24 protein-coding genes are annotated in these 24,371 nt (G+C 70.7%); 17 read left to right on the forward strand and 7 right to left on the reverse strand.

The features are described 5' to 3' along the window. Positions 1-80: 80 nt before the first annotated feature. Entirely contained in the window at positions 81-881 is an 801-nt protein-coding gene (locus ACFPZ3_RS52490) for an ABC transporter ATP-binding protein (protein WP_379521966.1), read from the reverse strand. Positions 882-915: 34 nt separating this feature from the next. Here ACFPZ3_RS52490 and ACFPZ3_RS52495 point away from each other — a divergent pair, with 34 nt between their 5' ends. Further along, complete coding sequence (locus ACFPZ3_RS52495; RefSeq protein WP_379521967.1) at positions 916-1,767, forward strand: adenosylcobinamide-GDP ribazoletransferase; 852 nt, start codon at positions 916-918, stop codon at positions 1,765-1,767. Here ACFPZ3_RS52495 and ACFPZ3_RS52500 read toward each other — a convergent pair. Genes ACFPZ3_RS52500 through ACFPZ3_RS52510 form a run of 3 tightly spaced genes read right to left on the reverse strand, consistent with a single transcriptional unit; the run spans position 1,760 to position 3,965 of the window. Then, positions 1,760-2,656, reverse strand: a complete 897-nt coding sequence (locus ACFPZ3_RS52500) for a CPBP family intramembrane glutamic endopeptidase (protein WP_379521968.1) — start codon at positions 2,654-2,656, stop codon at positions 1,760-1,762. The genes ACFPZ3_RS52495 and ACFPZ3_RS52500 overlap by 8 nt on opposite strands. After that, entirely contained in the window at positions 2,653-3,621 is a 969-nt protein-coding gene (locus ACFPZ3_RS52505; protein ID WP_379521969.1) for a DUF1648 domain-containing protein, read from the reverse strand. Before ACFPZ3_RS52505 ends, ACFPZ3_RS52500 begins: the two co-directional genes overlap by 4 nt. Continuing rightward, positions 3,618-3,965: a GntR family transcriptional regulator gene (locus ACFPZ3_RS52510; protein WP_379521970.1), complete on the reverse strand. Its 348-nt coding sequence runs from the start codon at positions 3,963-3,965 to the stop codon at positions 3,618-3,620. The genes ACFPZ3_RS52505 and ACFPZ3_RS52510 overlap by 4 nt, the downstream gene beginning before the upstream one ends. Positions 3,966-4,070: 105 nt before the next feature. On the opposite strand from ACFPZ3_RS52510, the gene ACFPZ3_RS52515 reads away from it, so the two are divergent. From ACFPZ3_RS52515 to ACFPZ3_RS52580, 14 genes are all read left to right on the forward strand, one after another. Next, entirely contained in the window at positions 4,071-5,540 is a 1,470-nt protein-coding gene (locus tag ACFPZ3_RS52515) for a leucyl aminopeptidase (RefSeq protein ID WP_379521971.1), read from the forward strand. A 51-nt stretch (positions 5,541-5,591) separates the two neighbouring features. Beyond that, positions 5,592-6,956: a dihydrolipoyl dehydrogenase gene (lpdA, locus tag ACFPZ3_RS52520; RefSeq protein WP_379521972.1), complete on the forward strand. Its 1,365-nt coding sequence runs from the start codon at positions 5,592-5,594 to the stop codon at positions 6,954-6,956. A gap of 39 nt (positions 6,957-6,995) precedes the next feature. Continuing rightward, a complete protein-coding gene (gene sucB, locus ACFPZ3_RS52525; protein WP_379521973.1) occupies positions 6,996-8,450 on the forward strand; it encodes a 2-oxoglutarate dehydrogenase, E2 component, dihydrolipoamide succinyltransferase in 1,455 nt (484 codons plus the stop codon). 72 nt (positions 8,451-8,522) lie between these two features. Next, positions 8,523-9,416 carry a TIGR01777 family oxidoreductase gene (locus tag ACFPZ3_RS52530; RefSeq protein WP_379521974.1) on the forward strand — a complete coding sequence of 298 codons (894 nt, stop codon included), beginning with the start codon at positions 8,523-8,525 and terminating at the stop codon, positions 9,414-9,416. A gap of 36 nt (positions 9,417-9,452) precedes the next feature. After that, positions 9,453-10,190: a Type 1 glutamine amidotransferase-like domain-containing protein gene (locus ACFPZ3_RS52535; RefSeq protein ID WP_379521975.1), complete on the forward strand. Its 738-nt coding sequence runs from the start codon at positions 9,453-9,455 to the stop codon at positions 10,188-10,190. A gap of 37 nt (positions 10,191-10,227) precedes the next feature. Continuing rightward, complete coding sequence (gene lipB / locus ACFPZ3_RS52540; RefSeq protein WP_379521976.1) at positions 10,228-10,920, forward strand: lipoyl(octanoyl) transferase LipB; 693 nt, start codon at positions 10,228-10,230, stop codon at positions 10,918-10,920. Between the two features lie 190 nt (positions 10,921-11,110). Further along, positions 11,111-12,097, forward strand: a complete 987-nt coding sequence (locus ACFPZ3_RS52545) for a M48 family metalloprotease (RefSeq protein ID WP_379521977.1) — start codon at positions 11,111-11,113, stop codon at positions 12,095-12,097. A gap of 42 nt (positions 12,098-12,139) precedes the next feature. Further along, positions 12,140-13,069: a lipoyl synthase gene (gene lipA / locus ACFPZ3_RS52550; RefSeq protein WP_379521978.1), complete on the forward strand. Its 930-nt coding sequence runs from the start codon at positions 12,140-12,142 to the stop codon at positions 13,067-13,069. Positions 13,070-13,300: 231 nt separating this feature from the next. Beyond that, positions 13,301-14,257, forward strand: coding sequence for an AraC-like ligand-binding domain-containing protein (locus tag ACFPZ3_RS52555; protein WP_379521979.1), 957 nt, complete (start codon positions 13,301-13,303; stop codon positions 14,255-14,257). A gap of 87 nt (positions 14,258-14,344) precedes the next feature. Continuing rightward, on the forward strand, positions 14,345-14,731 hold the full coding sequence (locus tag ACFPZ3_RS52560; RefSeq protein WP_379521980.1) for a VOC family protein: 387 nt from the start codon (positions 14,345-14,347) through the stop codon (positions 14,729-14,731). Then, positions 14,707-15,501 (forward strand): alpha/beta fold hydrolase, encoded by a 795-nt coding sequence (locus ACFPZ3_RS52565; RefSeq protein WP_379521981.1) that lies wholly within the window; start codon positions 14,707-14,709, stop codon positions 15,499-15,501. Before ACFPZ3_RS52560 ends, ACFPZ3_RS52565 begins: the two co-directional genes overlap by 25 nt. 106 nt (positions 15,502-15,607) lie before the next feature. Next, entirely contained in the window at positions 15,608-17,953 is a 2,346-nt protein-coding gene (locus ACFPZ3_RS52570) for a glycoside hydrolase family 3 protein (RefSeq protein WP_379521982.1), read from the forward strand. Positions 17,954-18,020: 67 nt separating this feature from the next. Then, complete coding sequence (locus ACFPZ3_RS52575; RefSeq protein WP_379521983.1) at positions 18,021-18,701, forward strand: DUF4191 domain-containing protein; 681 nt, start codon at positions 18,021-18,023, stop codon at positions 18,699-18,701. Further along, positions 18,701-19,465 carry a class I SAM-dependent methyltransferase gene (locus ACFPZ3_RS52580; RefSeq protein WP_379521984.1) on the forward strand — a complete coding sequence of 255 codons (765 nt, stop codon included), beginning with the start codon at positions 18,701-18,703 and terminating at the stop codon, positions 19,463-19,465. Before ACFPZ3_RS52575 ends, ACFPZ3_RS52580 begins: the two co-directional genes overlap by 1 nt. On the opposite strand, the gene ACFPZ3_RS52585 is transcribed toward ACFPZ3_RS52580, so the two are convergent. From ACFPZ3_RS52585 to ACFPZ3_RS52595, 3 genes are read right to left on the reverse strand one after another with little or no spacing between them, the layout of a single operon-like run. Then, complete coding sequence (locus ACFPZ3_RS52585) at positions 19,446-20,384, reverse strand: hypothetical protein (protein ID WP_379521985.1); 939 nt, start codon at positions 20,382-20,384, stop codon at positions 19,446-19,448. The two genes, ACFPZ3_RS52580 and ACFPZ3_RS52585, sit on opposite strands and share 20 nt — an antisense overlap. Beyond that, positions 20,381-21,004 (reverse strand): TetR/AcrR family transcriptional regulator, encoded by a 624-nt coding sequence (locus ACFPZ3_RS52590; protein ID WP_379521986.1) that lies wholly within the window; start codon positions 21,002-21,004, stop codon positions 20,381-20,383. The genes ACFPZ3_RS52585 and ACFPZ3_RS52590 overlap by 4 nt, the downstream gene beginning before the upstream one ends. 49 nt (positions 21,005-21,053) lie before the next feature. Continuing rightward, positions 21,054-21,515, reverse strand: coding sequence for an RDD family protein (locus ACFPZ3_RS52595; protein ID WP_379521987.1), 462 nt, complete (start codon positions 21,513-21,515; stop codon positions 21,054-21,056). A 77-nt stretch (positions 21,516-21,592) separates the two neighbouring features. Here ACFPZ3_RS52595 and ACFPZ3_RS52600 point away from each other — a divergent pair, with 77 nt between their 5' ends. Both ACFPZ3_RS52600 and glnA read left to right on the forward strand, forming a co-directional pair. Then, on the forward strand, positions 21,593-22,645 hold the full coding sequence (locus ACFPZ3_RS52600) for a hypothetical protein (protein WP_379521988.1): 1,053 nt from the start codon (positions 21,593-21,595) through the stop codon (positions 22,643-22,645). A 126-nt stretch (positions 22,646-22,771) separates the two neighbouring features. Beyond that, positions 22,772-24,196 carry a type I glutamate--ammonia ligase gene (gene glnA, locus ACFPZ3_RS52605; RefSeq protein ID WP_379521989.1) on the forward strand — a complete coding sequence of 475 codons (1,425 nt, stop codon included), beginning with the start codon at positions 22,772-22,774 and terminating at the stop codon, positions 24,194-24,196. Positions 24,197-24,371: the final 175 nt, after the last annotated feature.

A 24,371-nucleotide genomic window follows, 5' to 3' on the forward strand; every position in this document is an offset into this window, starting at 1 on the left:
GGCCGTGGACGGCGCCTGCGGGACCATGGAATTCAGGTGCGAGCGGCCTTGGCGGTCAGGTGCGGGGGCGACCGGGACGGTCAGGTGCGGGCGGCTCTGGCGTACCAGCGGCCGTCGAGGCGGTCCACGTGCAGCGCGCGGCCGAAGCAGTCGCTGAGGAGGTCCGAGGTGAGCACGTCAGCCACCGGCCCGGCGGCCAGGACGCGGGAGTCGCGCATGAGCATGGCGTGCGTGGTCGTGGCGGGCACCTCCTCCAGGTGGTGCGTCACCGTCACGGTGGTGAGCACGGGCCTGGTCGTGGCGAGGTCCTCGACGGCGGTGATGAGGTCTTCGCGCGCCGGCAGGTCGAGCCCCGCGAACGGCTCGTCGAGCAGCAGCACCGCCGGATCGGCCATGAGCGCCCTCGCCACCCTGATCCTGGCCCGCTCCCCCTGGGAGCAGACCCGGAACTTCCGCTCCGCCAGGTCCTTGCAGCCCAAGTCGGACAGCAGCCGGTGGGCGCGGTCCCGCTCAGTGTCGCCGTACTTGTCCCAGAGGGGAACACTCGTCCCCGTGTGACCGGTGAGCACGACGGCGAGAGCGGTGGCGCCCTCCTCCTCCATCAGCTCCTCGTCGATCAGCCGCTGGCTCGCCGCGACCAGGCCGATGTGGCGGCGCAGCTCCCGCAGATCGACCTGGCCGAGCCGGTGGCCGAGCACCTTGACCGTTCCCTCGCTGGGATGCCGCACGGCGCCGGCCAGCGACAACAGCGTCGTCTTGCCCGCGCCGTTGGGCCCGAGGATCGCCCAATGGTCGCCGTAGTCCACCTGCCAATCGATGCCGTCCAGCAGCGATTTGCCGACAACCCGGACACCTACGCCTTCCAGTTCAACCACGTGCATCCCGCCACACTAGTGGGCCCTAGGATCGTCCGTTATGCGGCTGATGGACGGGCTGAGGTTCGCCCTGGGCACGCTCACGGTCTTCCCCGTACGCGTGGAACGGGTGGATCGGCAGGTGGCGGGGGACGCCATGGTGCTGGCGCCGGCCGTCGGGCTGGTGCTCGGGGCGGTCGCCGGGGTGCCGCTGCTGCTGCCCGTGCCGCCGTTGCTGGGCGCCGCGCTGGCGCTCGGGCTGCTGGCGCTGCTCAGCCGCGGGCTGCACCTGGACGGGCTCGCCGATCTCGCGGACGGCCTGGGGAGCGGCAAGCCGCCCGCCCAGGCCCTCGACATCATGAAGAAGTCGGACATCGGGCCGTTCGGCGTGATGACGCTGCTGTTCACGCTGGTCATCCAGGTCGTGGCGCTCGCGGAGGGCGGGTACTGGGCGCTGGTGACGGCGTGTGTGGCGGGGCGGCTGGCCCTGACGTGGGCCTGCCGGTCGGGCGTGCCCGCCGCCCGCCCCGACGGGCTGGGCGCGATGGTCGCGGGCACCGTACGCCGCCCCGCCGCCTGGCTCGCCACCCTGGCCGCCCTGCTCGCTGCCGCCGCGATCGGCCTGCTCACCGCCCCGGGCGCGGGTCTCTGGGCCGCCCCGCGCGACGGCTCCCTCGCACCGGGCATACGAGACCTGACCGTCGAATACGCGCCGCCGGTAGTCCTGCCTGCGTTCTCCGGGCTCCTCGTGCCGCCTCTCGCGCTGCTCGCCGGGCTCGGGGCCGCCCTGCTGCTGCTCGGCCACGCCAGGCGCCGTCTCGGCGGGATCACCGGGGACGTGCTCGGCGCGCTCGTGGAGAGCGCCGTGGCCGCCACGCTGGTGGTGTGCGTGATCCTCCAGTACGTCAGGTGACCGACTCGGCCGGTTGCGGCGGTCGTACCGGATAGAAGCGGAGCAAGGCCGCGCCGAGCAGCGCGAGCAGCAGCCAGCCGACCACGCCGGTGATGCCGGCCAGCAGTTCGTTCGGCGGGGCGGCGGCGTCGCCGAGCAGCAGCGCGGTCCCGGCGATGGCGTTCAGTGAGCCGTGCGCGACGACCGCCGGCCACACGCTCCCCGTACGCAGCCGCAGCCACCCCATCAGCACCCCGGCCACCACGCAGAAGCCGATGAAGAACAGCGCGGCCCACGAGCCGAGTCTCGGGTAGTTGTAGCCGAGCAGGGTCAAGGGGGCGTGCCAGAGGCCCCAGATCGCACCGGAGATGAGCAGCCCAGGGAGCACGCCGTTGGTGGCGACGAGCCGGGGCACCAGCCAGCCGCGCCAGCCCCACTCCTCCCCCAGCGCCGGGATCGCGTTCAGCACGGGCCCGGCCACGGCGGCGATCACGATCTGCAGCACGGCCACCGTGCCCAGGTCGGCGGGCGCCTGGGCGCCGTTCGCCCGCAGGCCCTTGCCGAGCAGGCTGAGCCCGCCGAGGTCCAGCGAGACCAGGCCCACGGCGGCGCTGAGCCCCAGGGCGAGGAAGGTCAGCAGCGGCACGCCCAGCCAGGCCGTCAGCACCAGCACGCCGGTGCGGCCTTTGCGCTCGCCCAGGGTGAGGCCGGTCTGCCTGGCCCACTCGCGGAACGGCGTGCGCGACAGGGCCCACACGCCGAGCACGCCCGCGGTCGGCGTGAACATCATCAGCGTGCCCAGTCCCTGCGTCAGCGGCGAGCTCAGCCCGCCGCCGAACCACAGGGGCAGGGCGACGGCCCAGGACAGTCCGAAGGCCAGGACGAGGAAGACGAGGAGGGGTCTTTTCATGAGGTCACACGCTCCGCGATGAGGGTGTTGATGAGGGATGCGCCGCGCTCGGCATCGTCGATGCTGATGGCGATCTGCCCGCCGGAGCGGTAACGCAGAACCAGGCATTCGCCGCCGCGCAGCATGATGGTGGAGCTTCCTGGCAGCCCGCGGACACCCCAGCCGCCGACGTCCCGCGGCCGCCGGTCCTCCGCCCAGGCTGCGTCGATCTTGGACAGCCGAATCCTGCGCCTCGGCCACGCCACGGGCCCGAAACCGATCGCGACCTCGTCGTCGCGCACCCTGACGGTGATCGACATCGTCGCCAGCCCCACCAGGAGCACGAGGACGAACACGGGCAGGATCCCGGCGGCGACCGCCCCCGTCATGCCGCCCGAGCTCAGCCACACGACCGTGACGACGTTGACGGCCAGCGAGCCGAGGACGACCGCGGTGAGCCACCGGTTGACGACGCGGCTGACCCACACGGCCCGCTGGCCGGGCCCGAGCCTGAGCCGGGGCGGCGCCGGGCTCTCGGGGGAGGGCTCGTCGCGGGCGCCCCTGCCCAGGTAGGCGGCGAGGGCGCCGGTGACGACCGCGACGGCCAGGACCGCGGGGATGTGCCAGTCCGGCATCGCCGCCGCCCGCCAGTCCGGTGCGTCGAGGTTGGCGAGCAGTGTCGCGGCGTTCGCGCCGAGCAGAAGGACGCCCAGCCCGAACAGGCAGCCCCAATAGCTCGCCCGGTACGGGCGCCGCGACACCTTACGCGTGCTCACCGCGAGCATGGCCGGCCAGAGCACGACCCAGATGATCGCGACGGTGAGCAGATACCCCGTGAACGAGTTGGAGCCGTCGGGCGTGCTGCCCGACGCGCCCCAGTGCGTGGCCATGGGATCCGGCAGTCGGTCGCGCACCGAGAGCGGAACCAGGATCAGCACGGCGGTCACGGCCAGGCCCCACACGGCGGCGATGGCACGGGGTATCACGTCAATTCCTCCAAAATGGTGATGAGGTCGTCACGGCTGTAGCCGTACTTCTTGGCCTCCTCGAGCAGCTCTCGCGCCCGCTGGGCGAGCAGGGCGCGCCCGTCGGCGCGCCCGGCCACGCTGACGCCGCGGCCCCGCCTGAACTCCAGCAGCCCCTCGTCCCGCAGGCCGCGCAGCGCGCGCAGGACGGTGTTGGGGTTGATGCCGAGCGCGCCGGCCAGGTCGCGGGCCGACGGCAGGCGGTCGCCCGGCCGGTACGAGCCCTCACCGATGGCACGGCGGATGGCGCCGGCGACCTGTTCGTGCAGGGGCCGGGCGTCATTGAGATCGAGCGTCAGCAGCATGGTGCTAATGACACTAGCACCATCACTCGGGAGATACTGACCGGCGATTGGTAGGATGAACCCCTGTTTGTGAGTACTCAGAAACCGTGGATAGCATCGGTTTACGTGACCACTGTGCGGCTGAACTCAGCAGACCTCGTCTCCATAGGCACCGACGCCTTGATCGTCGGCTTCAGGCCAGGCCAGGACGGCCCCGTCCCCGCCGCGGGAGCCGAGTCGCTGGAGACGGCCTTCGCCGGCGGACTCGCCGGCTCACTCAGCGCCATGGCGTTCTCCGGCAAGCCCGGCGAGCTCGCCAAACTGCCGACGTTCGGCGCCATCGCCGCCCCGCTGCTGGTCGCGGTCGGCCTGGGAGACTCCCCCGAGCCCGAGGGCCTGCGCCGTGCCGCCGGCGCCGCCGTACGCTCGCTCGCCGGCACCTCCCGCGCCGCGCTCGCCCTGCCCACCGGCACCGCGGAAGAGGCCGAAGCCGTCGCGCTCGGCGCGCTGCTCGGCGCGTACGCCTTCTCCCGTTACCGCACGAACGGCGAGCAGAAGGCGCCCGTCGCGGACCTCACGGTGATCTCCGAGCAGGACGCCGCCGCCGCCGATCGCGCCGGCGTGCTGGCCGAGTCGGTCGCCCTCGTGCGCGACCTGGTCAACACGCCTCCCTCCGACCTGTGGCCGGCCAAGTTCGCCGACCTCGCCGAGCAGGCGGGCGGCAAGGCCGGGGTGAGCGTCGAGGTGCTGGACGACACGCAGCTCAAGGACGGCGGCTACGGCGGGCTCGTCGGCGTCGGCCAGGGCTCGGCCAACCCGCCGCGCCTGGTCCGCCTCTCCTACAACCACCCCGAGGCGGGCAAGACGCTCGCCTTCGTGGGCAAGGGCATCACGTTCGACTCGGGCGGCCTGTCGCTCAAGCCGGCCGCCTCCATGGACTGGATGAAGTCCGACATGGGCGGCGCCGCCGCCGTGCTCGGCGCGGTGATCGGCATCGCGCGGCTCGGCCTGCCGGTCAACGCCGTCGGCTACCTCTGCCTGGCCGAGAACCTGCCGAGCGGCACCGCGCAGCGCCCCTCCGACGTGATCCACAGCTACAGCGGCAAGACCGTCGAGGTGCTCGACACCGACGCCGAGGGCCGCCTGGTGCTCATGGACGGCATCGCGCGCGCGGCCGAGGACTCCCCCGACCTGATCGTCGACGTGGCCACCCTGACCGGCGCCCAGATCGTCGCGCTCGGCTGGCGCACCGCCGGCGTCATGTCCAACGACGACGCCATCAGGGAGCTCGTCGTCGAGGCCGCGGACGCCGCCGGCGAGAGCGCGTGGGGCATGCCGCTGCCCGAGGAACTGCGCAAGGGCCTCGACTCACCGATCGCCGACATCGCCAACCTGCACCCGGAGCGGTGGGGCGGCATGCTGACGGCGGGCATCTTCCTGCGGGAGTTCGTGCCCAGCGGCGTCCGCTGGGCGCACATCGACATGGCCGGTCCCGCCTTCAACAAGGGCGAGCCGTACGGTTACACACCGAAGGGCGGCACGGGCGCCATCACCCGCACCCTCATCGGACTCGCAGAGCGGCACGCGAGCATCTGAAACAAATGAAAAGATGACGGCATCACGAACACCCCGACAAGGAGCCTTCCTGTGGCCTATGACATCGTCGTCCTAGGGGGCGGCAGCGGCGGTTACGCCTGCGCGCTAAGGGCGGCTGAGCTGGGCAAGTCGGTCGCCCTGATCGAGAGGGACAAGATCGGCGGCACCTGCCTCCACAGGGGATGCATCCCCACGAAGGCCCTGCTGCACTCCGCCGAGGTCGCCGACGAGACCCGCGAGAGCGAGTCCTTCGGCGTCATGGCGCGCTTCGAGGGCATCGACGTCCAGGGCGTCCACGCCTTCAAGGACAAGATCGTCACCCGGGCCTGGAAGGGCGTCCAGGGCCTGCTGAAGGGCGCGGGCGTGACGATCGTCGAGGGCGAGGGCCGCCTCGTCGGCGCCAACCGGATCCAGGTCGGCTCCGAGGTCTACGAGGGCCGCAACCTCGTCCTGGCCACCGGCTCGGCCCCCAAGTCGCTGCCGGGCCTGGAGATCGACGGTCAGCGCGTCATCACCAGCGAGCACACGCTGAAGATGGACCGCGTGCCCACCTCGGTGATCGTGCTGGGCGGCGGCGTGATCGGCGTCGAGCTGGCCAGCGTCTACCGCTCGTTCGGGGCCGAGGTCACGATCGTCGAGGCGCTGCCGCACCTGCTGCCGACCGAGGAGGAGTCCAGCTCCAAGCTGCTGGAGCGGGCCTTCCGCCGCCGCGGCATCAAATACGAGCTGGGCGTCTTCTTCGACGGCGCCAAGACCACCGAGACCGGCGTGGTCGTCACCCTGGCCAACGGCAAGACCCTCGACGCCGAGTTGCTGCTCGTCGCGGTCGGCCGCGGCGCGGTGTCGGCGGGCATGGGCTTCGAGGAGCAGGGCATCACCGTCGAGCGCGGCGCGGTGGTGGTCGACGAGCACTGCCAGACCTCCGTGCCCGGGGTCTACGCCATCGGCGACCTGATCCCGACCCTGCAGCTCGCGCACGCCGGTTTCGCCGAGGGCATCATGGTGGCCGAGCACATCGCCGGCCTCAACCCGCCGCCCATCGACTACGCGGGCGTGCCCCGCATCACCTACTCCGACCCCGAGGTGGCCTCGGTCGGGATCACCTCGGCGCAGGCCGCCGAGCGGGGCATCGAGATCGTCGAGCAGGTCTACGACCTCGCGGGCAACCCCAAGAGCCAGATCCTCGGCACCGCGGGCGCCGTGAAGGTCATCGCCCAGAAGGACGGCCCCGTCGTCGGTGTCCACATGGTGGGCCGGCGCATCGGGGAGCTCGTCACGGAGGGCCAGCTGATCTACAACTGGGAGGCCCTGCCCGCGGAGGTCGCCCAGCTCATCCACGCACACCCGACGCAGTCCGAGGCGGTCGGTGAGGCGATGCTGGCCCTGGCCGGCAAGCCGCTGCACGTACACAACTAAGTCCAGCCCTCGAGATCAGAACGCGAGAGAAGAATAACGATGCCGGTCTCCGTACAGATGCCCCAGCTCGGCGAGAGCGTGACCGAGGGCACGGTAACCCGTTGGCTGAAGAAGGAGGGCGAGCGCGTCGAGGCCGACGAGCCGCTCCTCGAAGTGTCGACCGACAAGGTCGACACCGAGATCCCGTCCCCGTCCGCCGGTGTCCTCACCAAGATCGTCGTGGCTGAGGACGAGACGGTCGAGGTCGGGGCCGAACTCGCCGTCATCGACGAGAACGGCCAGCCGGGCGCCTCCGCCCCGGCGCCGGAGGCGGCGGCCCCGCCGGCTCCCGAGCCCGAGCCGGAGCCCGAGCCCGCCCCCGCGCAGGCTCCCCCGGTCTCCTCGATCCCGCAGCCCGCCCCGGCGCAGGCCGCCCCGGCTCCCGCCCCCGCTCCCCAGGCGCCCGCGCCGCAGGCCGCTCCTCCGGCGCAGCCCGCTCCGGTCGCCGAGTCCGCTCCGGTCGTCTCCGGTGAGAGCCCCTACGTGACGCCGCTGGTGCGCAAGCTCGCCAACGAGCACGGTGTGGACCTCGACGCCATCAACGGCACCGGCGTGGGCGGCCGGATCCGCAAGCAGGACGTGCTCGAGGCCGCCAAGTCGCAGCGCGAGCAGGCTGCCGCCCCGGCCGCCGCCGCTCCGGCTCCCGCCGCCGCCCCGGCCGCCGCTCAGGCCCCGGCACCGCAGGCTCCGGCCGCCGCCGCCGCGCCCGAGCCGGTGGAGGTCGACACGACGCTGCGTGGCCACACCGAGAAGATGTCGCGCCTGCGTCAGACCATCGCCAAGCGCATGGTCGAGTCGCTGCAGACGGCGGCGCAGCTCACGTCGGTCGTCGAGGTCGACATGACGAAGATCGCGCGGCTGCGGGCGAAGGCGAAGGACGACTTCCTCCGCCGCGAGGGCGTGAAGCTGACCTTCACCCCGTTCTTCGCGATGGCCACGGTCGAGGCGCTCAAGCAGCACCCGAAGCTCAACGCCACGATCAACAACGAGACCAACGAGGTCACCTACTTCGACGTCGAGAACCTCGGCATCGCGGTGGACACCGAGCGCGGTCTGCTCGCGGCGGTCGTCAAGAACGCCGGCGACCTCAACCTGGCCGGCATCACCCGCAAGATCACCGACCTCGCCGAGCGCACCCGCAACAACCAGGTGACGCCCGACGAGATCACCGGCGGCACGTTCACGCTGACCAACACGGGCAGCCGCGGCGCGTTGTTCGACACGCCGATCCTCAACCAGCCGCAGGTCGGCATGCTCGGCACGGGCGCCGTCGTGAAGCGGCCCGTGGTGATCGACACGCCCGAGGGCGAGGTCATCGCGGTTCGGTCGATGGTCTACCTGGCGCTGACCTACGACCACCGGCTGGTCGACGGCGCCGACGCGGCCCGCTTCCTGACGACGATCAAGCGTCGTCTCGAGGAGGGGCGCTTCGAGGCGCAACTCGGTCTCGCGTAACGAGGCATCTTCGTAGAGGCCGGGCGCCTGGCGCGCCCGGCCTTTTCGTTGTTCCGGGCGTACTGTGGTCGCATGGCGATCATCGTGACGGGGGCGTCGGGGTTGCTGGGGACGGCGCTGGTGGAGGCGTTGCGGGCCGGGGGGCGAGAGGTCGTCAGGCTCGTCCGCCACCCGCCCCGGCAGGACGACGAGGCCTACTGGCAGCCGGCCGAGCCGGTCGTGGACCTGGCCGCGCTCGAAGGCGCCGAGGCCGTCGTGCACCTGGCCGGGGCGTCCATCGGCGACAGGCGCTGGACGCCCGCGTACAAGCGCGAGCTGGTCACCAGCCGGGTTCAGGGCACCCGCGTGCTGGTGGACGCCCTGCGGGAGTTGTCCAAGCCACCTGAGGTGCTTCTGTCGGCCTCGGGGGTGGACTTCTACGGCGACACCGGTGACCGGGTGATCGACGAGAGCCAGGGCAAGGGCCGCGGGTTCCTGGCCGACCTGTGCGAGCGGTGGGAGGCCGAGGCGCGCCGGGCCGGGGAGGCGGGGATCAGGACCGTGCAGTCGCGTTCTGGGCTGGTGCTCAGCCGGCGCGGCGGGGCGCTCGGCCGGATCCTGCCGATCTTCCGGATGGGCCTGGGCGCGCCGCTGGGATCCGGGAAGCAGTACTGGTCGTGGATCAGCATCGACGACTGGGTGGGGGCCGCCCTCCATGTCCTGAAAAATCGTGATGTCGAGGGCGCAGTCAATCTCACGTCCCCTACGCCCGTGACGAACGCCGAATTCACCAGGACGCTCGGAAAAGCCCTGCGCAGGAGCACGATGCCGATCCCCGTGCCGGCCTTCGCACTGGCCGCCGGGCTGGGCGAATTCGCCCGCGAGGGGCTGCTGCCCGGGCACCGGATCGAGCCCGCCAAGCTGGTCGCGAGCGGTTATCGCTTCTCTCATAGCAGCCTCGACGAGGCGCTGCGAGCCGTACTCTAGTGGCCGTTCGTCTTCAACAGGTGGGAGAATCTTGACATGAGCCGGTCAGGACAGTCGCACATCCTCGCCATCGGAGGCGGATCCTTCCGCCCCAGCAGCCGCCACAACCAGATCGAGGCCGGCGCGCTGTTGCGCTACGCCCTCGACCTGACCGGCCAGGACCGGCCGAAGCTGGGCCTCGTGGCCACGGCGATGGGCGACTCCTCCGACTGGGTGCTGAAGATGTACGGCGCGTTCGCGGGCTGGGACGTCGAGGTGAGCCACCTGACGGTCTTCCCGATGCCCAACGTGGCCGACCCCCGGGCCTGGATGCTGGAGCAGGACGTGATCTACGTCAGCGGCGGCAGCGTGGCCAACCTGATGGCGTTGTGGCGGCTGCACGGCCTCGACGAGGCGTTCGAGGAGGCGTGGCGGTCCGGGGTGGTGCTGTCGGGGCAGAGCGCGGGCGCGTTGTGCTGGCACGTGGGCGGCAACACCGACTCCTTCGGTCCCGACCTGCGGGTGTGGGCCGAGGGCATGGGGCTGCTGCCCTACTCGTGCGGGGTCCACTACGACTCCGACCCGCAGCGCCGCAGGCTCCTGCACGAGTCGGTGGCCGCCGGCGAGCTGCCCGGGGGCTACGCGGCCGACGAGGGCGTGGCGCTGCACTACGTGGGCACGGAGTTCATCCAGGCGGTGAGCGTGGAGCCGGGCGGATACGCGTACAAGGTGGAGAACGAGGGCCCGGGAAGGGTAAAGGAGTTCAGGATCGAGCCACGTTTGCTGACCCCCTGATTACCCTTCAAGGGTGAGGGAACGGCACAATAGGCTCATGCGCCCCATCCAAGGGGACGATCCCCACGCACTCGCCATCGTCCGACTCGGCGTCGACGTCCCCTATGAGCAGGCCTGGTCGCTGCAGCGCTGGGTGCACGGCAAGCGGGCCGCCGGAGAGCTCACCGACACCGTCCTGTTCCTTGAGCACGCGCCCGTCTACACCGCGGGCAAACGCACCGAGCCGCACGAACGGCCCTCCGACGGCACCCCGGTCGTGGACGTCGACCGGGGTGGGCGCCTGACCTGGCACGGTCCCGGGCAGCTCGTCGCCTATCCGATCGTGGCGACCACCGACGTGGTCGCCTACGCCTGCCGTCTCGCGGAGACGATGATCCAGGTGTGCGCCGACTTCGGCGTCACGGCCCGGCAGGTGCCCGGCCGGGGCGGCGTGTGGGCGGCCGGCGACCCGGCCCTGGGCCTGCCCGACCGCCAGCTCGGCGCGGTCGGCCTGCGCTTCTCGCGCGGGGTGACCATGCACGGCTTCGCGCTCAACTGCGCCAACGATCCCCGCTGGTTCAACCGCATCACGCCGTGCGGCATCCCCGATGTGGGGGTCTCCTCCCTGTCGGCCGAGACGGGGCGGCGCATCGTGGCCGAGGAGGTCCTGCCGATCGCGGAGAAGCGGCTGGCGGAGGCGCTCGGCAAGGAGCCCTTCGACCTGCACGAAGAGGACCTCCTCCGCCGATAGCCCCGCTCTGCCGATAGCCCCGCTCTGCCAACAGCCCTGCTCCTCCGACAGCCTCGCTCCTCCGCGCACGCCGATGGCCCGGATCCGCGCTCCGCGCGCCTTGCGGGACGCGGGGGCGAGCCGGGGCGGTGACCGAATCGGCATCCAACGGCAGCGGAATCGGGAAGATCGCGGGCTTACGATCGCCCGTGTGAAGCGTCTCGCCGCTCTCGTCCTCGCTCTCGTGGTGCACCTGCTGACCCTGGCCTCCCTCGCGCTGGGCGTGTGGGTCATCGTGCGGGACCCGGGCTCGATCCTGTGGTGGCTCCTGGGCGCCACGAGCCTGGCCATCGGGTGGGCGCTGCGGCCGCGGCTGGGCCGCCTGCCCGCCGACGTGGAAGTGCTCGACCGCGCCACGGCCGGGGAGTTGTACGGCGCCGCCGACCGCGTGGCCGACCGCGTGGGCGTCAAGCGGCCCAGGAAGGTCGCGATCAGGGATCTGGCCACGCGGACGAGCTATGACCGCGTCGGCTTGGCGCGTACCCCTGTCCTGGTCGTGGGCCTGCCGCTGTGGCTGGCGCTGCCGCCGGGGCTTCGGGTGGCGCTGCTGGCCACGGCGTACGCGCGGCTGCCGACCGGCGACGAGCGGGTGGTGAGCGAGGCGCTGGACACGCTGGAGTCCTGGCGGGACGCCCTGCTGGGAGCCGCCGCGCCCCTGCCGATCAGGGAGGAGGCGCAGACCAAGATCGCGGCCTCGTCGCTGGGGGCGATGGACCACCCGGGCACCACGTACGAGGCGGCGGGCGCCTTCGGCCGGCTGATCGGCCGGGTGCTGGGCGGGCCGGTGCTGCTGCTCCGGTACGCGCTGGCCAGGCTGGCCCGCGCCGGTGAGAGCCGTACCCTGGCCAGGGAGCGAGCTCTGGCGCTGCGCGTCGCCTCCGCCGCGGAGCTGGCCACGCTGGAGGAGCTGGCGGCGGGCGGCGGCTACCTGGCGCCGATGCAGGCGGCGGCGCTGCGCGGTGAGAGCGTGGCCTCGATCAGGCAGAGCGCGCTGGCCAGGTCCCGGCTCACCGACGACGGCGTGCTGCCCTCGCCGCCGCACTCAGAACTGCTCGGCACGACGGAGTCCGAGCGGATCGACGAGGAGTTGCTGGCGCATTATGTACGGGCGATCCGCGGTTTCGGGCTCATCTCCTGACCCTGGACCAGGCCGCTTCCCCAGGAGACGTAAGCTGAGGAGGTGACCGTTGCTCCTGAAGGCCGAAAGCTCCTCCGCCTGGAGGTGCGTAACGCCGAAACCCCTATCGAGCGCAAGCCCCCGTGGATCAAGACCAAGCTGAAAACGGGCCCCGAATACACCGAGCTCAAATCGCTCGTGCGCCGGGAGGGCCTGCACACGGTCTGTGAAGAGGCGGGCTGTCCCAATATCTATGAGTGCTGGGAAGATCGCGAGGCGACCTTCCTCATCGGCGGCGACCAGTGCACCCGCCGCTGCGACTTCTGCCAGATCGACACGGGCAAGCCGAAGGAATACGACCGCGACGAGCCGCGCAGGGTGGCCGAGTCCGTCCAGCAGATGGGCCTGAGATACGCGACCGTGACCGGCGTGGCCCGCGACGACCTGCCCGACGGCGGTGCCTGGCTCTACGCCGAGACCGCGCGCCAGATCCACACGCTGCTGCCCGGCTGCGGCGTCGAGCTGCTGGTGCCCGACTTCAACGGCAACCGCGAGCAACTGGAGGAGGTCTTCTCCAGCAAGCCCGAGGTGTTCGCGCACAATGTGGAGACGGTGCCGCGCATCTTCAAGCGCATCCGTCCCGCGTTCCGCTACGAGCGTTCGCTCGGCGTGATCACGATGGCTCGCGAGGCCGGGCTGGTCACCAAGTCCAACCTGATCCTGGGCATGGGCGAGACCCGCGAGGAGGTCGTCGAGGCCATGCGCGACCTGCACGCGGCCGGCACCGACCTGCTGACGATCACCCAATACCTGCGGCCGACGCCGCGACACCACCCGGTGGAGCGGTGGGTCAAGCCGGAGGAGTTCGTCGAACTGCAGGCCGAGGCCGAGGCCATCGGGTTCGCCGGGGTCCTGTCGGGGCCGCTGGTGCGTTCGTCGTACCGGGCGGGCCGGCTCTACAAGCAGGCCATCGAGGCCCGCCAGACCGCCTGACCTCAGACCAGGACGGCACGAGAGCCCCGGGACATGTGTTCCGGGGCTTTCTCGATGCTCGGGGGCTTTCTTGATGCCCGGAGCTTTCTCGATGCCCGGAGCTTTCTCGATGCCCGGGGCTTTCTCGATGCCCGGGACGTCGCTGCCCGGAAGGCGCAGACTGTCGGGAGAGACAGACTGTCGGGGGGCGTGGCTAGCATCGGGGCAGCGCAGCCGATGGAGGCAACCCGCATGGCCGTTCTGATCCGCACCAGTGACCTGCCCGCCGACCACCGGCACGAGGCGTGGCGGAGCGTCGTGTGCGACACGCTGGGTCCACTCGACCTGCGCATCGATCCCGGCGCGCCGCTGAAGGGCGAGATCGAGTTCGGCAGGCTCGGCGCGGTCGGCGTCGGGAGGATCAGCACCTCCACGCCGCACAGCGTGCACCGCACCTCGGGCCTGATCCGCCGGGACAACCCCGAGCACTACCGCGTGGTGCTCACCTTGGCGGGCAGCCCGCGGGTGACTCAGGACGGAAGGTCCACCCAGCTCAGCAGGGGCGAGTTCGCGATCTACGACTTCACCCGGCCCTATGAGCTGGCCTACGACTCGGCGGTGCGGCTGGCGGTGTTCAGTTTCCCGCGTGAGCGGCTCGGGCTGCCGGTGGACGCGGTGGCGTCGCTGGCCGCGTTACCGATCGGGGCCGAGTCGGGGGCCGCGGCGCTGGCGGTGCCGCTGTTGCGGCGGGTGGCGCTGGATCACGAGACCTACCGCCCCGGCAGCGCGTCGAGGTTGTCCACGGTGGTGATGGACGTGGTCAGCGCCGCCGTCGCCGAGCGCCTCGACCAGATGCGGGCGCTGCCCGCCGACTCCCGGCAGCGCACGCTGCTGCTGCAGGTGCACGCCTTCATCGAGGAGCGCCTGGGCGAGGTCGACCTCGCCCCCGCGGCCATCGCCGCCGCCCACCACATCTCCCTGCGCAACCTGCACCGCCTGTTCGAGTCGGAGAACACTACGGTGGCCGCCTGGATCCGGCACCGACGGCTCGAACGGTGCCGCGCGGACCTGCTGACGGGCAACGGCCAGTCCGTCAGCACCGTCGGGGCCCGATGGGGGCTGCCGGATTCGGCGCATTTCAGCAGGTTGTTCCGGCGTGCGTACGGGCTGCCGCCCGCCGAATACCGCCGCGAGAACACAAGGCGCTGAACGTCAACCGGCATGGCGTCCAGATGCAAGACCGGCGTGCCCCCGCTGCAGCAGACTGAGGACATCGCAACGGGAAAGGGTAAGAAAATGCAGCTCTTCGTCAATCTACCGGTCAGGGATCTGGACCGGTCGAAGAAGTTCTTCACCGAACTCGGCTTCAATCTGTTCGGCATGGGCGAGGGAATGGCGTCGGTGGTCATCAACGAGGAGACGCAGGTCATGATATTGACCGAGCCGCTGTTCGCCTCGTACATCACCAAGGAGACCACCGACGCGGAGAAGAGCACGGAGGCGATCCTCGTGCTCGGGCTGGAGAACCCGGCGGCGGTGGACGCGCTGGTGGACAAGGCGCTGGCGGCCGGGGCCACTCCGGCGGGTGTGAAGCAGGAGCCCGGGTTCCGCTACCAGCGCGGCTTCGCCGACCTCGACGGCCACCACTGGGAGGCGCTGTGCCTGGTGCAGCCGGCGAGCTGAAGTCGGCCGACGGCACGGCCATCGCCTTCGACCGCTACGGCACGGGCCCGGCGATCGTCCTGGTCCAGGGCGCGTTCGCGGACCGGCGGGATCCCATGATGACCGCCGCCGCGACCGCCCTGGCGCGGTGGTTCACCGTCTACGCCTACGACCGCAGGGGGCGCGGCGACAGCGGCGACACCTTCCCCTACGCCGTCGAGCGGGAGATCGAGGACCTGGCCGCCGTCATCGAGGCGGCGGGCGGGTCGGCCATGGTGTTCGGCGGCTCCTCCGGGGCGGCGCTGGCGCTGGAGGCGGCGGCCGTGAGCCCGGCGATCTCGAAGGTGGCGGTCTGGGAGCCGCCCTACCACGTGGACGACAGCGCGCCCCCGCTCCCCTCCGACTTCGCGGCGCAGCTCGGCGCGCTGATCGAGGCCGGGCGGCCGGGGGAGGTGGTGGAGCGGTTCATGCTGGCGGCCGACGTGCCGCAGGAGGCCGTGGCCGCGATGCGGGCGATGCCGGAGTGGTCGCACGCCGAGAGCATGGCGCGCTCGCTGGTGTACGAGGCGGCCGTGCTGGGCAGTTCGCTGCCCGAGGAGCGGCTCGCCACGATCAGGCAGCCGACGCTCGTGCTCAACGGGGCCGACAGCCCGCGGTGGCTGGCGAACGCGGGGCTGGCGGTGGTGGAGTTCGTGCCGGGCGCGGTCCGGCGGGTGCTGGAGGATCAGGCGCACAACGTGGCGCCCGAGGCGCTGGTGCCTGAACTCCTGGAGTTCTTCGTGACCGCCTGAGGCCGAGGGACCGCCTTGGGTCCGCGCGAGGTGCGGTGCGAGGGCTTTGCGTAACGCGAAGGTGACAAACCTACCGAGTGCTCGGTTTTCGGTGAACACTGTGGTCGTGGACTTCGACGAACTGATCTCCCGGCTCGACCTTCCCACCAAGATCCGCCTGCTCACCGGCGCCGACATGTGGTCGCTGCCGCCGCTGCCCGAGATCGGCCTCGACGCGATCGTGATGAGCGACGGGCCCATCGGCGTACGCGGTGGGCAGTGGCGCCCCGGCGACCCCTCGATCGCCCTGCCCAGCCCCACGGCCCTGGCCGCGACCTGGGACGTGGACCTGGTCAGGCGGGCGGGCCGGCTGCTGGCCCAGGAGGCGCGACGCAAGGGTGTGCACGTGTTGCTCGCCCCCACGCTCAACCTGCACCGCTCCCCGCTCGGCGGCCGGCATTTCGAGTGCTTCTCGGAGGATCCGTACCTGACGGGCGAGATCGGCGCGGCCTACGTCGAGGGCGTCCAGGAGGGCGGGGTCGCGACCACGCCCAAGCACTTCGTGGCCAACGACTTCGAGACGGAGCGCTTCACCGCGGACGTCGTGGTGGCGGAGAAGACGTTGCGGGAGGTGTACCTGCGGCCGTTCGAACGGGTTGTGGCGGCCGGGGCGTGGGGGCTGATGACGGCCTACAACTCCGTGAACGGCACCACCATGAGCGAGAACTCCGGCCTGGTGAACGGCGTGCTGAAGGGCGAGTGGGGGTTCGACGGGTTCGTCGTGTCGGACTGGACGGCGGTGCGCTCGACGGAGGCGTCCGCCCTGGGCGGCACGGACGTGGCCATGCCGGGGCCGTACGGGCCGTGGGGCAGGCGACTGGAGGCGGCCGTACGGGAGGGGCGGGTGCCGGAGTCGGCCGTGGACGATCGTGTGCGGCGCATCCTGCGCCTGGCCGAGCGGGTCGGCGCCCTGCGCCTCCCCGAGCAGCAGCCGTCGGAGTTGCAGCCGTCGGAACTGCAGGCTTCGGAGCGCATCGACGGCGTGGCGCTGGTCCGCGAGATCGCCGGGCGCGCCTTCACCCTGCTCGCCAACGACGGCGTCCTGCCGCTCAGGGCGGGCGCGACGATCGCGCTCATCGGCGCGGCCGGCCGCGAGGCGCGCGTCATGGGCGGCGGCAGCGCGCAGGTCTTCCCCGAGCACGTCGTCTCGCCGCTGACCGGGCTGGCCGAGCGGGCCGAGGTCCGCTACGCCGTCGGCACCGACCCCCGCATCCGCCTGTCACCGCTCCCCGGCCCGGTCACCGCGCTGTTCCTGGACGAGACGGGCACGGTGTTGTCGGAGCAGCCGCTGGCCGACGGCGAGGCCCGCTGGATCGGGCAGTTGCCGCCGGGCGTGGACGGCGAACGGCTCAGGACGGTACGGCTGCTGGCGGCGTACACGCCGGAGGTGTCGGGCGAGCACGAGCTGTCGATCGTCGGCGCGGGCGCGTTCACGCTCACCGTGAACGGCGAGAGCGTGCTCGACGTGACCATCGACCTCGACAGCGACGACCTCGCCGTGGCGTTCCTGGCGCCGCCCGAGCGGCGGGTGAGTGTGCCGATGACGGCGGGAGAGACGTACGAACTGGCCCTGACACACCGGGAGGACGCCTCCGGCGGCCTGGTGATCGTCTCCTTCACCCTCGGCCTCGCCGGCCCGAGCGCCGGCGAGGAGGAGCTCATGGCCGAGGCCGTGCGCGTGGCGGGCGAGTGCGACGTGGCGGTGGTCGTGGCGGCGACCACGCCGGAAGTGGAGAGCGAGGGCTTCGACCGTAAGGATCTACGGCTGCCGGGGCGGCAGGACGAGCTGATAGGCGCGGTCGCGGCGGCCAACCCGCGCACGGTCGTCGTGGTCAACGCGGGCTCGCCGGTCGAGATGCCGTGGCTGGATGAGGTGGCGGCGGTGCTGCTGACCTGGTTCCCGGGGCAGGAGGCGGGGGCCGCGCTGGCCGACGTGCTGTTCGGGGACGCCGAGCCGGGCGGGCGACTGCCCACGACGTGGCCGCGCCGGCTGGCGGACGCGCCGGTGACGAACGTGACGCCGGTGGACGGGAAGCTGGCCTACGACGAGGGCACGCTCGTCGGCTACCCGGCGTGGGAGCGATCTCCGGCGTTCTGGTTCGGGCACGGGCTGGGGTACACGACCTGGTCCTACGACGCGATCGCGGCCGAGGGCACCAGTGTGACCGTCTCCGTCACCAACACCGGCGACCGCCCTGGCAGGGAGGTCGTGCAGGTCTACGTCGAGGGGCGGCTGGCCGGGTTCGACGTGGTCGAGGCCGAGCCGGGGCAGAGTGTGGTGACCACCGTCTTCCTGCCGGAGCGGGCCTTCCAGGTGTGGAAGGACGGCTGGCGTACGGCCGGGGGCGAGCACACGGTACGCGCTGGGCGCAACGCGGCCGACCTTCCGCTGTCCGCAACGGTGAAGATGTAGTCACAACGGGCAAAACGACCGGGGCGCGTTTTCCCTCGCGCACCAGTTGGTTTGTATCCTTCTGAGCATGGCAAAGTCCGAGGACACAGAGAAGCCGGGGCGTATCAAGCAGCTCCGCATGATCGCGCAGATCATCAAGCAGGCCAATCCCAAGGGGATGCCGATCGTCTTCCTCTCGGCGGTAGGCACGCTGGCGGTGGTCGTCGTGATCGGCCTGGTCACGGACTACCTGTGGTATTCGGTGTTCATCGGCGTCCTGGCCGCGCTCACGGTCGGGCTGTTGGTGTTCGGGCAACTCGCGCAGCGGGCCCAATACTCGATCCTGCACGGCCAGACCGGCGCCGCGGCGGCCGTGCTGCAGGGCATGCGCGGCAACTGGCAGGTCACCCCGGCCATCGCGGTCAACCGCGACCAGGACATCATTCACCTCGTGGTCGGCTATCCCGGCGTGGTGCTGGTGTCCGAGGGGCCGGGCAACCGGGTGGCGAAGATGCTGGCGGCCGAGAAGAAGCGGGTCGCGCGGGTGGTGCTGGGCATCGAGATCTACGACATCCAGTGCGGTGACGGCGAGGGTCAGGTGCCGCTCGGCAAGCTGCAGCGCCACATCATGAAGCTGCCGCGCAACCTGAAGAAGCCCTCGGTCAACGAGGTCAAGGACCGCCTCGGCTCGCTGCCGCGCAACGTGCCGATGCCCAAGGGTCCGATGCCCAAGGGCTCCCGCATGCCGCGCGGCCCCAAGATGCGCTAGTGCCGTCCGCCTCGTCGCGGGCCAACCGCGGCTGGTGGGACGGCAACGCCGACGACTACCAGGTCGAGCACGGCGGCTTCCTGCGTGACAGCGGCTTCGTGTGGGGTCCGGAGGGCCTCGACGAGGCCGACGCCGGCCTGCTCGGCGAGGTCGGCGGGCGGCGGGTGCTCGAGATCGGCTGCGGGGCCGCCCAGTGCGCGCGGTGGCTGGTGACGCGGGGGGCGGAGGTGGCGGCGTTCGACATCTCGCACCGCCAGCTCCGCCACTCCCAGCGCATCGACCTCGACAGCGGCGTACGCGTGCCGGTGGTGCAGGCCGACGCCGAAGCGCTGCCGTTCGCCGGCGGCTGCTTCGACGTGGTCTGCTCCGCGTACGGGGCGCTGCCGTTCGTGGCCGATCCCCTGGCGGTCTTCCGCGAGGTGGGCAGGGTGTTGCGGCCGGGTGGCCGGTTCGTGTTCTCGGTGAGCCATCCCGTCCGGTGGGCCTTCCCCGACGACCCGGGGCAACGGGGGCTGACGTCCGACCGGTCCTACTTCGACAGGTCCCCGTACGAGGAGCGCGACGAGCACGGCGAGCTCACCTACGTCGAGCACCACCACACGATGGCCGACTGGGTGAACCTGCTGGCCGCCTCCGGCCTGACGATCACCGGGCTGCTGGAGCCCGAATGGCCCGAGGGGCACGGGCGCGTGTGGGGCGGCTGGAGCCCGCTGCGCGGCCGTCATCTCCCGGGCACGGCCATCTTCAGCTGCGCGAATACCTAGCGGCCATGGTGTGGAAGATCTCCTTGGGCTCCCACCGGCTCTCGTCGAGCATCCTGACGACGCCGTAGGAGCCGAGGTCGGCCTCGCCGGGGCGGTTGTAGGCGGCGTAGGTGAACCACAGGGCGGTGTCCACGCCCTCGGCCTCGAAAACGTCCATCAGCTCGTCGAAGTAGCGGACCTGCTCGCTCTCGTCGCGCACGGCGCCCTCCGGCACCGACCAGGCCATACCGCCCAGATCCCCCGCTCCCTTGTACGGGCAGGTGCCGAACTCGGTGACCGCGACGGGCTTGCCGTGCCCGAACTGGGCGCGCAGCTCGTCCGCGAAGTTGTGCGCGTTGTAGGCGGCGCGGTAGGCGTCGACGCCCACCACGTCGAACGGCGCCCAGTCGACGAACTCCCACGGCCCCGAGGCATAGGTCACCCTGCCGCCGAACAGCGGCCGCACCGTCTCCACCACCCGCGCCAGGTAGGCGTTGAAGCGCGGCATCATCTCCATCAGGCCGAGCCACCACTGCTCGTCCGCCGTCCCCATCGCGGTGAGCCGGTCATAGTAGCCCTCACCCTCGATGAAGCCCTTGCCGAACGCGCTGACCTCGCAGCCCGCGACGAACACGACCTCGGCGCCCGATCGGCGCAGAGACTCGGCCAGCTCCGCCGCCTCGGCGAAGAGCGCGAGCATCTGCTCCTGGTCGAGGTCCACGGGGAACGGCGCGATCCAGACCTCCAGGCCTGCGGCGGCGGCCTGCCGGCCCGCCACGCTCAGCCGCTCCAGGTCCCTTCCCGAGATCCTGACGACCTGGCAGTGCAGGTCGTCGGCGATGATCCGCATCTCGCGGGCGACGGTGCCGGCGTCGAACGTCTTGCGCGAGAGCTCGTCGCCCGGCAGAAATCCCGTGTCGTAGTTGATGCCTTTTTTCACGATTTTTCCCCTTTTATCGATGAAAAGCCGTGTTCAAGGAGGTCGAAGGCCAGCTCGACCTCCTCCCCCAGCAGCCGTCCGGCCTCCTCCAGCGGCACGCCCGTGGAGAGCCGGTGGAAGAACGCCTCCTGCAACGTGGTGAGGGCGGCGGTGATCTGGCCCGCCAGGAGCTGAGGCACGGAACCGGACCCCGGCATGGCCTCGCCGAGCGCGGCGGCCAGCTCGTACCGCTGGCCCATGTTCGCCTGGTGCACGCCCGCCAGCAGGGCCGGGCTCGACGAGATCACCCGGACCCTGGCCAGCAGGCCCTCGACGTCCATCTCACCCATGCCCCGCCGGGCCATCCCCCTGCTGTGCTCACGCAGGGCGCCGAGCGGCGACTGATCGTCGCGCCGCCCCGCCACGATCGCGGCGGTGTCGTCCTTGACCGCGTCGAGGACCAGACATTCCTTGCTGGAGAAGTAGGCGAACAGCGTGACCTTGGCGACCCCGGCCGCCTCGGCGATCTCGTTGACGGTCACCGCGTCGTAGCCACGCTCGTCGAACATCCGCAGCGCGACCTCGGAGATGCGCTGCCGGGTCTGCTCCTTCTTCCGCTCCCTGAGCCCCGCCATCATCATGCGGACAGCATAAACCATACCGGGTAAGAATTTGTACCCGGTACGGTTTTTACATGCGTACCGCCATGGTGTTGGACGCGCGGTCGTGCACCCCGCGGTGGTCGCGATCGAAGATCAGGGCGGGCACGGCCAGGCACAGCAGCACTGTGCGCACGAGAACCGGCAGCAGCCGCGGATTGCCGCCGTCCATCGCGGCGACCCTGATGCCCATCAGCCGGTGCCCGAACGTCTGCCCCATGAGCGCGGTCAGGAGCAGGTACTGCAGCGCGAAGACCAGCACCGGCGCCCATGGCGACTCGGCCGGGTTCATCCGGAGCAGCAGTTGCACGACCACCCACGTGCAGATCATCCAGTCGATGACGAGCGCGCCGAACCTGCGCGCCCAGCCCGCGATCGACCCGCTGCCCTCCTCGGGCAACCCCAGGCGCTCTCCCGGGTATCCGAGATCGACCCCGGCGGACCGGAGCCCGCCCAGCCAGGTCTGCGTCCACCGAGGCTCGTTGCTGCTCATACCCTCCACGGTAGCCGTAGCGAGGGCCGGTCCCGATTGTGACCCAACCGCGTCACGGACCGGTCATCATGTACGCCATGCCACACGGGGATGACCTTGACCAGCGGTTCAATGAGCTGGTCTCGCAGATAGACGCCGAGCAGCAACGCAAGATGCGAACGGCTGCCAAGAAAGGCGCCAGGGAGTCGCGGCGGAGCGCGGGCCGGTCCGGCGATCGCCTGGAGGAGACCCATTTAGTCAGGGCGCCACGCCGGAACGGGCGGCTCTGGCTGGCGGTGGCGGGGATCACGGCGGTGATCGCGGCCGGTGGCGTCGTCATCACCCTCCGCCCCGACCTGCTCGCCCCCGCCGGGCCGGTGCCCGAGGAGACCATGCCGGTGCCCGAGGAGAACGTGCCGGTGGCCGCGGCTCCCCTGTCCTCGGCGAGCCCGGAGGCGAAGGAGGGGCCGTTCGCTGGGTCCAAGGCGGAGGACTGGGCGGAGGGCGTGGACGGTTTCGTCATGCCGGCGGCCAAGGCGGTAGGCGGGCTGTCCAAGAAGGACGTGGCCAAGGGCTTGAAGCGGACCCGCAAGCTACTGGAGGCCGCCTACCTCGACCACAAGACGATCATGGGGGGCAAGCCGACGGCGTTCATGGAACTGCTGCACCCCCAGGAGCGATCCTGGTTCCGCAAGGGCCTCACCCGCAAGGGAGAGAAGGGGACCCGTGAGTGGGTGACGAGCTTCGCCCCCAAGACGGCCGAGCTGACCAGCGACGTGATCAAGGTGCACGGCAAGGCGAAGGTGTCGTCGTACAAGAAGGACGGCCGCACCGGCGCCAAGGTGGAGACGAGCCATATCGTCGTCTACGCCATCCAGCGACCCGGCCAGCCAGGCACGGCGACACGCCTGGTCAGGCACGAGCGAGGCACGGTGCTGTTCTTCCGCTACGCGGGAGAACTGGTCATATCGCTCGACGATTGGGGCGCCAGCTCGACCCCGGCCCGGTGCGATGTGGACGATGGTTACATCCACCCCCAATACGACGACTCCGCCCCGGACAAGGTGGAAGCGAAGGGCCCGCCCACAGACCCGTACGAGCTGGACGAACCAGAGTCCGACGGCGAGTGCGGCGTCTCCGAGGAAACGTGAACGATCTCCGACACGCCCCTGTACTACGCTGACGCTGCGTAACACGTGCGAAACAATCGAGACACCATACGGAAACGGCCACGCCCTAGCGTCGGAATGATGGCCAGTCCCCAGGGAGGTTCGAGAGTGTTCAACTCCGCCGACGACGTCCTGAAGTTCATCAGTGACGAAGGGGTGCAGTTCGTCGATGTCAGGTTCACCGACCTGCCGGGGACGACGCACCACTTCACCTTCCCGGTCGAGAACTTCAGCGCGAGCGTCTTCACCGATGGACTCATGTTCGACGGCTCGTCGATCCGCGGTTTCCAAGCGATCCACGAGTCCGACATGCTCCTGCTGCCCGACCCGACCAGCGCCGTGGTGGACCCGTTCCGCCAGCACAAGACGCTCAATCTGAACTTCTTCGTGCACGACCCGCTGACCGGCGAGGCCTACAGCCGCGACCCGCGCAACGTGGCGCGCAAGGCTGAGGAGTTCCTCAAGGGCACCGGCATCGCCGACACGGTCTACTTCGGCCCCGAGGCCGAGTTCTACATCTTCGACGACGTGCGCTTCGAGACGAAGCAGAACGCCGGCTACTACTACATCGACTCCATCGAGGGCGCCTGGAACACCGGCAAGGCGACCGAGGGCGGCAACCTGGGCTACAAGCCGCGCTACAAGGGCGGCTACTTCCCGGTCCCGCCGATGGACCACTTCACCGACCTGCGCTCGGAGATGGTCCGCAACCTCATCGAGTGCGGCATCGACGTCGAGATGCAGCACCACGAGGTCGGCACCGCCGGTCAGGCGGAGATCGACTTCAGGTTCGGCACGCTGCTCAAGACCGCCGACAACCTGATGCTCTACAAGTACGTCATCAAGAGCACCGCCCTCGAATACGGCCACACGGTCACGTTCATGCCCAAGCCGATCTTCGGTGACAACGGCTCCGGCATGCACTGCCACCAGTCGCTGTGGAAGGACGGCTCGCCGCTCTTCTACGACGAGGTCGGCTACGCGGGCCTGTCCGACACGGCCCGCTACTACATCGGCGGCCTGCTCAGGCACGCGCCGTCGCTGCTGGCCTTCACCAACCCGACGGTCAACTCCTACCACCGTCTGGTGCCCGGCTACGAGGCCCCGGTCAACCTGGTCTACTCGCAGCGCAACCGCTCGGCCTGCGTACGCATCCCGATCACGGGCTCCAACCCGAAGGCCAAGCGCATCGAGTTCCGCGTCCCGGACCCGTCGTGCAACCCGTACTTCGCATTCTCGGCGATGCTGATGGCCGGCATCGACGGCATCCGCAACAAGATCGAGCCGCCGGAGCCCGTCGACAAGGACCTCTACGAGCTTCCTCCGGAGGAGGCCCGCCAGGTGCCGCAGGTGCCCGGCTCCCTCACCGACGTGCTCAACGCGCTGGAGGCCGACCACGACTATCTGCTCGAGGGTGGCGTGTTCACGCCTGACCTGATCGAGACGTGGGTGGCGTACAAGCGGGAGAACGAGGTCGACCCGATCCGGCTGCGCCCGCACCCGCACGAGTTCGAGCTCTACTACGACGTGTGACGGCTGGGTTTTCCGGTCTCGGCGAGCTTCCTGAAACGGGGCGCTGAGCTGGAAGGTCGTTGTTCGTCGTTGCCGAGCAACGTCAGAGGCAACAGAAGGGCCCGGCGCCTTGATCCTTGGGTTCTAGGGTTCGTTGCAACACCCCAGTTCGGGGGATGCGATGGACTTCGAGATC

The sequence above is a fragment of the Nonomuraea insulae genome (assembly GCF_042656245.1).